Origin of the sequence: Actinophytocola glycyrrhizae, assembly GCF_042653545.1 — a bacterium.
GTDB classification, from domain to species: Bacteria; Actinomycetota; Actinomycetes; order Mycobacteriales; family Pseudonocardiaceae; genus Actinophytocola; species Actinophytocola glycyrrhizae.
The window spans coordinates 265,406-274,246 of the sequence record NZ_JBHSIS010000024.1; the positions used below are offsets into that span (position 1 = coordinate 265,406).

Sequence of the window (8,841 nt, forward strand, 5' to 3'; positions counted from 1 at the left end):
GGTGAACGCACCGGCAACCCGGGAGACGGGTGATCAACTCTCAGCGACGCCCGGCGACCGGTGCGTTCTGGCGCGCGCGGACGCCGAAGTAGTCGCCACCCTTGCGCCGCGTGTCGTCGCTGCCCCAGTCCCGGTCGCGGGAGACCGGCCGCAACCGCGGAATGTGCTTGCGGCAGTGGACATAGGCCTCCTCCACGTGCACGACGACCCAGCGTTCCGGAGCGCGGCCGCGCTCGTCGGCGACCGGGAGGGCGGGATGGTCGCGACGCAGCACGACGTCGTCGACGATAGCCGCGCGGCCGTTGACGTGCAGGCCGATCAGGTCGCGCACGAAGTCGATCATCAGCAGCGCGACGTGCGGGTTCTCACTGATGTTGCCGAGGCTCGCGAGCACGCCGTTGCCCCGGTACTCCGGGTAGGCGACGCGGCGCGAGTCGAGGACGTGGAGGAACCCCGGCGGACCGGCGCGGAAGCTGGCGTCGCACTCACCGGCGGCGTCGGCCGTGCCGACGAACGCCATCTCCATGCGCCCGACGAACTCGACCATCTCGGGGTTGAGGTGGTCGAGCACCTGGTCGCGGTAGAAGCGCTCCGCCCGGTCGGCGGTGCCGTAGGCCTTTTGGAGTAGATGCTCACCGGCACAACCAGGCAACGCGGCTGGTCCGATCGGGCGAAATTTCACGGTCGGGGGGTCTACGGACGGTGGTGGTGGCGTGACTGCGGGTTCCGCGATCTCCAGATCGAGAAGAGACGCGTCCGCGACACCCGTCGGAGTGACCTGATCAGGACGCACGGCGGACACGTTTTCATAACGGGGAGGTGTATGCGAGGGCGACCCCCTCGAATGTCGCTCGAACGTCCCAACACGACAACTCTGTGTAGTGGCGCCTCACACGAAAGTGTCAGGAGGGCGGACAACGGTGGAGTTTCCGTCTAGTGTCTCGATGTCGGGGACGGACGACGACCCGGGTAACGCGGCGTCGAGCCCCGGACGCCGAGAGGTGGACTGTGTCCCGACCATGACAGCCAACGCCGTTGTGAGCCCCTTACCGAGCCAGGACAACCAGCCGCATGGCGAGGAACCACTCGCCACCATGGTGCGCCTGGTCCGCGACAGCTTCGCGGTCGTCGAGCCGCAGGCCGACCGGGTGGCTGCGCACTTCTACGCGACCCTGTTCGCCATCGCACCGGCCACCAGGGAGATGTTCCCGGTGAACATGCAGGTGCAGCGGTCCAGGTTGCTGCGCGCCCTGGTCCACTTCGTCCAGATGGTCGACCGCCCGGACGAGCTGCTGCCGTTCCTGAGACAGCTCGGCCGCGACCACCGCAAGTTCGGCGTGATCGCCAACCACTACGAGGCCGTCGGCATGGCGCTGCTGTCCGCGGTCAAGCAGTACGCGAAGGCCGCGTGGACCGACGAGGTCGAACGCGCGTGGGCCGAGGCGTACACGATCATGGCCAGGGCGATGCTGGAGGCCGCGACCGCGGACGAGGGCCCGGCCTGGTGGAACGGGACGGTCGTCGAGCGCCACCGCCTGACGAGGGACCTCGCTGTGGTGCGGGTGCAGCCCGACTACGCGGTCCCGTACCAGCCGGGGCAGTACGTGAGCGTCGAGGTGCCGCAGCGGCCGAGGATGTGGCGCTACTTCACCCCGGCCACCGCCCCACGCGAGGACGGCCTGCTCGAGTTCCACATCCGGGCGGTCGAGACCGGCTGGGTCTCCCGCGCGATCGTCACCCATGGTGAGATCGGCGACGTGTGGCGCATCGGTCCCCCGATGGGCAGGCTGGCGGTGAACCGCGAGTCCGGCAACGACGTGCTCATGATCGCGGGCGGCACCGGGATCGCCCCGATGCGCGCGATCATCGACCACCTCTCCCAGTGGGGCGAGAACCCGAGGGTGCAGGTCTTCTACGGCGGCCGCGTCCGGGCCGACCTGTACGACCTGGAGAACCTGCAGGCCACCGCCGCGCACAACCCGTGGCTGAAGGTGGTGCCGGTGCTGGAGTCGGACTCCACGATGGCCGCGGTGGAGAAGGGCACCCTGGCCGACGTGGTGACCCGCTACGGCGCCTGGCAGGACCACGACGTGCTCGTGTCCGGCTCACCGGGCATGGTCCGGTCGACGGTGTCCAGGATGCTGGTGGCAGGCACCTCCCTGGACCACATCATCTACGACCCGTTCACGATGGACTGAGCACCAGCTCCAGATCAGTCCGCGCGAAGTCCTCGCCCACACAGAGCAGCGGTTCGCCCGCGACGTAGGCCGTCGCGTACGTGAGGCAGTCGCCGAAGTTCAGTGCGGCCGGATGGCGCCCCTTGCCGTAGCGCACGAACGCGCTCTGCGCGGTCCGCCAGTGCGCGTCGCCGAACGGCAGCACATCGACATTCACTTCCTGGAGGAATGACAGAAGCATCGTTCGGCCGTCGTCACCCAGCCTGCCGGTCAACACCATCGCCGTCTCCACGAGAGTGGGCGCACCGACCCGGCAAGCGTCCGCGGCCTCGAGCGCATCCAGCACGCGTTCGCTGCCCTTCTCCCGCAGAAAGACCGTGACGATGGCCGAGCTGTCCAGGATCACACGCCCTCCGGGCCGTAGCCGAGCAGTTCCTCGCGTTCGGCCTTCGTCATCGGCGGCCCGTCCTGGATCTCGGGTGGTACGCGCGGCCAGATCTCGTCCTCGAGGAAGCGCCTGAGAGTTCGCAGGCGTGGCCCACTCGCAACGTTCAGCCGCTCACGGCGTTCGCGGAGAGCGGCACGGACGGCGGCGGTCTTGCTCTCGCCGGTCAGCGCGGCGACCTCGGCGGCGAGCCGCTCAGCCTCCGGATCCTTGATGTTCATGGCCATGGTGTAAAGCTACCACCAATGGTGTAATCAGCGACTCACCTTGGTCGTCGAGCGGAACGCGTGCCAGCCGGTCGGCGGCAGCACGAGAGCGCCCCCGTCAGGGTTCTTCGAGTCGCGCAGGGCAGTCACCCCGGACACGAAGGCGACCTCGACACACTCGTTGCCGTCTCCGTTGCTGCGACTGCTCTTGCGCCACACGGCGTTGGTCAGGTCGGGCGGGGACACCGTGATCTCCTCGGTCAGCGCAGGCCCTCCGCGATGTCCGCGAGGAGACTGCGTGATTTGCTCTGACTCAAGGCTACCTTTTGCAGTCCCGCGAAACGGACCTGATAAGGCTCGAGGTCCTCGGGTTCCTCGATGTACACCCCCTTGTCGATCAACTCGATGTAGCCGACGTCCGGGTAGTCACCGGCGAACGACAGGATGCTGAACGGCGTGCCCATCGCCGGGTAGGCACCGGTGGCGGCGATCACCCGCAGATCAACGTTGGGCAGCTTGGAGAGTTGAACCAGCCGCTCCAACTGCTGCCGCATCACCTCCGGGCCACCCACCCGGTTTCGGAGAGCGCCCTCGGTGAGCACCCCCTCGACGTGGATCGGGTTCTCGCCGTCGAGCCGCTCCTGCCGCCTGGTGCGTGCCTCGACTCGTTCCCGCACCACCTCGGCGGACGGCCGCGACTGGGCCGCCTCGACGATCGCCGCGGCGTAGCCCGAGGTCTGCAACAGGCCGGGCACCAGGTCGATCTTGAAGGTGCGGACGGTGGTGGCTTCGGACTCGAACTCGACGTAGTCCAGCACGTCCGCGACCAGCGCGTCTCTGCTCACCGCGTCCCACCAGCCCTCCTGCTGCGCGGTCAGGCACGAGTTGAACACCGCGTCGCGTTCGGCTTCCGGGACGTCGTAGAGGAGGGCGAGCGTGACGACCTGCGACGGTTGGATGGGCTGGGTCGCGTTCTCCAGCCGACTCTGTTTGGCGCCGGACCAACCGGCCTTCTTCGCGATCTCGGCGGCGTTGATGTCCCGGCTCTCGCGCCAGTGGAGCAGCGTCCGCGCGACTCGCCTCATGCGCATGCTGGGCACGTAGTCAGTCACGAGATGAGCTTACTGGTGTTGAAAGCGATCCAACCGTCACCCAAACAGGTGAAGTGAAAGTTTTCATCATTCCAGCGCTTGCCTCGACCCACTGATCAGTACACAGTGAAAACGCCAAAACCACTGATCAGGAGGACGAGATGCACGACCTGCGCAGCGACCAGTACACCCACGTGGACCGCGACTGCCCGATGAGCGTCGACATGCATCCGGCGGACGACGTCGTCGAGATCGCCCTCGGCGAGTACCGGACGGGCGGCGCCACCCTGCGCCTGGTCGTCGACCACCCGGACACCTGCCGCCGGCTCACCGAGGCTCTCCAGGACGCGCGCGACACGCTCATCGGGCATCTGCACGCGAAAGGGAACCGGACGACGCTGCCGATGCGGTGACCCGCGGCCGTCGTCCGGTTCCCTGCTACCTCTTGCGTGGTTTCCACACCACCAGCGCCGTCTGCCGGGACACCGGCACCAGCTCGTTGCGGTAGGACCGGTGGATGGCCGCCGCCGCCTGCTCCGCGGCCGCGTGCACGGCCGCCAGCTCCTCGCTCAGCTCGACGACCCTGGAGCGGAGCGCGTCGACCTCGTGCTCCAGCTCGATGATCCGTTTGATCCCGGCCAGGTTGACCCCCTGCTCCTGGGACAGCCGCTGCACCTCGCGAAGCAGCGCGATGTCCCGCATGGAGTACCTGCGTCCGCCCCCGGACGTGCGTCCGGGGGACACCAGCCCCATCCGGTCGTACCCGCGCAGCGTCTGCGCGTGCAGCCCGGACAGTTCAGCGGCCACCGAGATCACGAAGACCGGTGTGTCCTCGTCAGCTCCGGGCGGAAACGGGATCCCCGTCATCACCGACTCCGTTCAGCCAGCATCGCGGTCAGCTCCGGCCGGGGGTCGATGCCGGAGGTCGCCTCGGCGTACTCCTCCAGCGCCGCCCTGGCCTTGTCGTCCATGTTCGACGGCACCGCGACCTGCAGGGTCACCAGCAGGTCGCCCGCCTGACCGTCACGTCGGGTGATGCCCTTGCCGCGCACACGCAGGACCCGGCCGCTGGCCGTGCCGGGCGCCACCCGCAGGGCGACCTTGCCCTCGAGGGTCGGCACTTCCAGTGTCGTGCCGAGCGCGAGCTCGGTGAAGGTCACCGGCACCTTGAGGGTCAGATCGTTGCCCGACCGCCCGAACAGCGGGTGGGCCGTGACGTGCACGCGGACGTACAGGTCACCCGCGTGCCCGCCCGCGTTGCCCGGCTCGCCCTGACCGGCCAGCCGGATCCGCTGTTCGTCGGCGACCCCTGGCGGGATCCGCACGGTCAGCGTCCGCGACTTGGTGCTCACCCCGTCGCCACCGCACTCCGCGCACGGGTCGTCGACGATCCGGCCCGTGCCGCGGCAGTCGCGGCACGGCTCGCTGAACGCGAACGCGCCCTGCGAGCGGCTCACCAGGCCGGCACCGGCACACGTGGGACACGTGTGCGGTGTCGTGCCCGGCTTGGCGCCGGAGCCGTGGCACGTCTCGCACGTGGACGGGCTCGAAAGGCGCAACGGCACGGTCGCGCCCTTCACCGCCTCCACGAAGTCGATCCGCACCTCGGTCTCCACGTCGGCGCCGCGCCGCGGCCGGCCGCCAGCCGCGGTGCCACCGCCCCGGCGACCGAACAGGTTGCCGAGCAGGTCGCTGATCCCGCCACCCGCGCCCGCCTGCTGCTGGCCGCCGAAGACGTCGCTGAAGTCGAACGTCGACCCGCCGCCGCCGAAACCGCCGAAGCCACCTGGCTGGAACCCGCCGGATCCGAAGAGCCGGCGGGCCTCGTCGTACTGCTTGCGCTTCTCGGCGTCGCCGAGGACCCCGTAGGCCTCCGACACCGCCTTGAACCGCGCCTCCGCCTGGGTGTTGCCCGGGTTGGCGTCGGGGTGCAGCTCACGGGCGAGCTTGCGGTACGCCTTCTTGATCTCGGCGTCGGTGGCGTCGGACGAGACGCCCAACTCGCGGTAGAAGTCCTTGTCGATCCAATCCCGCGCACTCACCGGACGTCCCCTCCTCCCAGGTCAGATCTGCTCGTTCGTCTTGTCGTTCGGGTCGAACCAGTCGCCCGGCACCGGCTCCTCGGCCGCAGGGGCGGGCGCGGCGGCCGGCTCGTGGTCGGTGACCGCGACCAGCGCGGCCCGCACGATCCGGTCACCGAACCGGTAGCCGCGGCGCAGCACCGCGGTCACCGTCGGACCCGCGACCTCGGGGGACGTGTCGTGCTGGACGGCCTCGTGCACCGACGGGTCGAACGGCTCACCCTCGTGCCCGAAGGGCTCCAGCCCCGTGCGCTCCAGCGTGGCGACCAGCTTGTCCGCCACCGCCTTGAACGCACCGGTCAGGTCGCCGTGCTGTGCGGCGCGCTCGACGTCGTCGAGCACCGACAGCAGCTCGCCCGCCACCGCCGCCTTCGCGGTGTTGACCACCGACTCCCGGTCGCGGTCGATCCGCTTGCGGTAGTTGGCGTACTCGGCCTGCAGTCGCTGCAGGTCGGCGGTCCGCTCGTCGAGTTGCGCCTTCAGCTCGGCTTCCTGGCTGGGCACCGGCTCCGCCTCGACGGCGTCCTCCGGTGCGACACCGGTCTCGGGGTCCGGCACACCAGCCTCCTGTTCGGGAGCGGGCGGCCGGACCTCGCCGGTCTCAGGATCGATGCGACGCCGGTCGCGCACCACTACCCGTGGCTCCTCTCCGTGGTCGTCGGCGGCTCGGTGCTCGGACGTCACTTCTTGCCGTCCTCGTCGACGATCTCCGCGTCCACGACGTCCTCGGCGCCCTGTGCCTGCTGGCCACCGGCCTGCTCACCGCCGGCCGCACCAGCACCCGCGCCCGCGTCCTGCGTGGCGCCGGTCTGCGCGTAGATCGCGGAGCCCATGGCCTGCGACTCGGTCGCGAGCTTCTCCATCGCCGCCTTGATGGCCGCGATGTCGGTGCCCTTGAGCGACTCCTCGGCCTCCTTGACCGCGGTGTTGACCTTCTCCTTGACCTCGGCCGGGATCTTCTCGTCGTTGTCCTTGACGAACTTCTCCGTCTGGTAGACGAGCGTCTCGGCCTGGTTGCGGGTCTCGGCCTCCTCGCGGCGGCGCTTGTCCTCCTCGGCGTGCGCCTCGGCGTCCTTGACCATCCGGTCGATGTCGTCCTTCGGCAGCGCCGAGCCGCCGGTGATCGTCATCGACTGCTCCTTGCCGGTGCCGAGGTCCTTCGCGTTGACGTGCACGATGCCGTTCGCGTCGATGTCGAAGGTGACCTCGATCTGCGGCACACCGCGCGGTGCCGGCGGGATGCCCGTGAGGTCGAAGGTGCCCAGCTTCTTGTTGTGCACCGCGATCTCGCGCTCACCCTGGAAGACCTGGATGCCGACCGTGGTCTGGCCGTCGTCCGCGGTGGAGAAGATCTCCGACCGCTTGGTCGGGATGGTCGTGTTCCGCTCGATGAGCTTGGTGAACACGCCGCCCTTGGTCTCGATGCCCAGCGACAGCGGGGTGACGTCCAGCAGCAGCACGTCCTTGACGTCACCGCGCAGGACACCGGCCTGCAGGGTCGCGCCCATGGCGACGACCTCGTCCGGGTTCACGCCCTTGTTCGGCTCCTGGCCGCCCGTCAGCTCCTTGACCAGGTCGGACACGGCGGGCATCCGGGTGGAGCCACCCACCATCACCACGTGGTCGATGTCGCCGACCTTGATGCCGGCGTCCTTGATCACGTTGTTGAACGGCGCGCGGGTGCGGTCCAGCAGGTCGCTGGTGATCCGCTGGAACTCGGCCCGGGACAGCGTCTCGTCGAGGAACAGCGGGTTCTTCTCCGCGTCCACCGTGATGTACGGCAGGTTGATGTTGGCGCTGTTCGAGCTGGACAGCTCGATCTTCGCCTTCTCCGCGGCCTCACGGATGCGCTGCAGCGCCATCTTGTCCTTGGTGAGGTCGATGCCTGCGGACTGCTTGAACTTGTCGACCAGCCAGTCGACGATCCGCTGGTCCCAGTCGTCACCACCGAGGTGGTTGTCCCCGGAGGTCGCACGGACCTCGACCACGCCCTCGCCGATCTCCAGCAGCGACACGTCGAACGTGCCACCACCGAGGTCGAACACGAGGATGGTCTGCTCCTTCTCGCCCTTGTCCAGGCCGTAGGCCAGCGCCGCCGCGGTCGGCTCGTTCACGATCCGCAGCACGTTCAGGCCGGCGATCTGCCCGGCCTCCTTGGTGGCCTGCCGCTGGGCGTCCTCGAAGTACGCCGGGACGGTGATCACCGCGTCGGTGATCGGCTCGCCGAGGTAGGACTCCGCGTCCCGCTTCAGCTTCATGAGCACCCGCGCGCTGATCTCCTGCGCGCTGTAGGACTTGCCGTCGATCTCCGTGGACCAGTCCGTGCCCATGTGCCGCTTGACCGAACGGACCGTGCGGTCGACGTTCGTGACGGCCTGGTTCTTCGCCGGCTGCCCGGTGAGCACCTCACCGTTCTTGGCGAAGGCGACGATGGACGGGGTCGTCCGCGAACCCTCGGAGTTGGCGATCACCGTCGGTTCACCGCCCTCGAGGACAGCGACGACGGAGTTGGTCGTCCCCAGGTCGATACCGACCGCTCGCGCCATTTGGTTCCCCTCCTGCTTTCTGCTTGCGTGGTGGGTTGAGTGCCTTCCGCTCAAGTTTGCCCTCGGGGTGGATCACCCGTCAAATCAGACTTGAGCCCCTCGCGCTCAACCTTTCTGATCCCTCAACGAGCGGGGGCCCGCCGGTGTTCCCTGGATGGCCATCGCCTGGGCGATAGATTCCGTGAAGATCTGGGCCGATGTCCTGAAAGGCGCGTTCAGGGCGCTCAGCGCCCTGGCTCGAAAATCGGGGGTGATCAGGGCGTGGGGCAGCGCCCTGGCTGAGCGGAGCGAGGTC

General features: G+C 68.8%; 11 protein-coding genes. 2 read left to right on the forward strand and 9 right to left on the reverse strand.

The annotated features are described in order from the left end of the window. Positions 1-40: 40 nt before the first annotated feature. Positions 41-682 (reverse strand): pyridoxamine 5'-phosphate oxidase family protein, encoded by a 642-nt coding sequence (locus ACFPCV_RS36040; RefSeq protein ID WP_378061698.1) that lies wholly within the window; start codon positions 680-682, stop codon positions 41-43. Positions 683-1,094: 412 nt separating this feature from the next. On the opposite strand from ACFPCV_RS36040, the gene ACFPCV_RS36045 reads away from it, so the two are divergent. Continuing rightward, positions 1,095-2,198: a globin domain-containing protein gene (locus tag ACFPCV_RS36045; protein ID WP_378061738.1), complete on the forward strand. Its 1,104-nt coding sequence runs from the start codon at positions 1,095-1,097 to the stop codon at positions 2,196-2,198. Here the strand turns inward: ACFPCV_RS36045 and ACFPCV_RS36050 are convergent. The 4 genes from ACFPCV_RS36050 to ACFPCV_RS36065 are packed head-to-tail and all read right to left on the reverse strand — an operon-like array spanning position 2,185 to position 3,940. Continuing rightward, on the reverse strand, positions 2,185-2,583 hold the full coding sequence (locus ACFPCV_RS36050; protein WP_378061699.1) for a type II toxin-antitoxin system VapC family toxin: 399 nt from the start codon (positions 2,581-2,583) through the stop codon (positions 2,185-2,187). The two genes, ACFPCV_RS36045 and ACFPCV_RS36050, sit on opposite strands and share 14 nt — an antisense overlap. Continuing rightward, positions 2,580-2,849 carry a type II toxin-antitoxin system VapB family antitoxin gene (locus tag ACFPCV_RS36055; RefSeq protein ID WP_378061701.1) on the reverse strand — a complete coding sequence of 90 codons (270 nt, stop codon included), beginning with the start codon at positions 2,847-2,849 and terminating at the stop codon, positions 2,580-2,582. The genes ACFPCV_RS36050 and ACFPCV_RS36055 overlap by 4 nt, the downstream gene beginning before the upstream one ends. Before the next feature lie 27 nt (positions 2,850-2,876). Further along, positions 2,877-3,074 carry a DUF397 domain-containing protein gene (locus tag ACFPCV_RS36060; protein ID WP_378061703.1) on the reverse strand — a complete coding sequence of 66 codons (198 nt, stop codon included), beginning with the start codon at positions 3,072-3,074 and terminating at the stop codon, positions 2,877-2,879. A 14-nt stretch (positions 3,075-3,088) separates the two neighbouring features. Beyond that, the gene (locus tag ACFPCV_RS36065) at positions 3,089-3,940 is read right to left on the reverse strand and encodes a helix-turn-helix domain-containing protein (protein WP_378061705.1); all 852 of its coding nucleotides are present in this window, start codon (positions 3,938-3,940) and stop codon (positions 3,089-3,091) included. A gap of 140 nt (positions 3,941-4,080) precedes the next feature. Between ACFPCV_RS36065 and ACFPCV_RS36070 the strand changes: the two genes are divergently transcribed. After that, the gene (locus ACFPCV_RS36070; RefSeq protein WP_378061707.1) at positions 4,081-4,332 is read left to right on the forward strand and encodes a hypothetical protein; all 252 of its coding nucleotides are present in this window, start codon (positions 4,081-4,083) and stop codon (positions 4,330-4,332) included. A gap of 25 nt (positions 4,333-4,357) precedes the next feature. Here ACFPCV_RS36070 and ACFPCV_RS36075 read toward each other — a convergent pair whose 3' ends face one another. Genes ACFPCV_RS36075 through dnaK form a run of 4 tightly spaced genes read right to left on the reverse strand, consistent with a single transcriptional unit; the run spans position 4,358 to position 8,546 of the window. Continuing rightward, positions 4,358-4,786: a heat shock protein transcriptional repressor HspR gene (locus ACFPCV_RS36075; protein ID WP_378061709.1), complete on the reverse strand. Its 429-nt coding sequence runs from the start codon at positions 4,784-4,786 to the stop codon at positions 4,358-4,360. Next, the gene (dnaJ, locus tag ACFPCV_RS36080; protein ID WP_378061711.1) at positions 4,786-5,961 is read right to left on the reverse strand and encodes a molecular chaperone DnaJ; all 1,176 of its coding nucleotides are present in this window, start codon (positions 5,959-5,961) and stop codon (positions 4,786-4,788) included. Before dnaJ ends, ACFPCV_RS36075 begins: the two co-directional genes overlap by 1 nt. Positions 5,962-5,982: 21 nt before the next feature. Then, positions 5,983-6,684: a nucleotide exchange factor GrpE gene (gene grpE, locus ACFPCV_RS36085; RefSeq protein WP_378061712.1), complete on the reverse strand. Its 702-nt coding sequence runs from the start codon at positions 6,682-6,684 to the stop codon at positions 5,983-5,985. Further along, complete coding sequence (gene dnaK, locus ACFPCV_RS36090) at positions 6,681-8,546, reverse strand: molecular chaperone DnaK (RefSeq protein ID WP_378061714.1); 1,866 nt, start codon at positions 8,544-8,546, stop codon at positions 6,681-6,683. Before dnaK ends, grpE begins: the two co-directional genes overlap by 4 nt. Between the last annotated feature and the right edge of the window lie 295 nt (positions 8,547-8,841).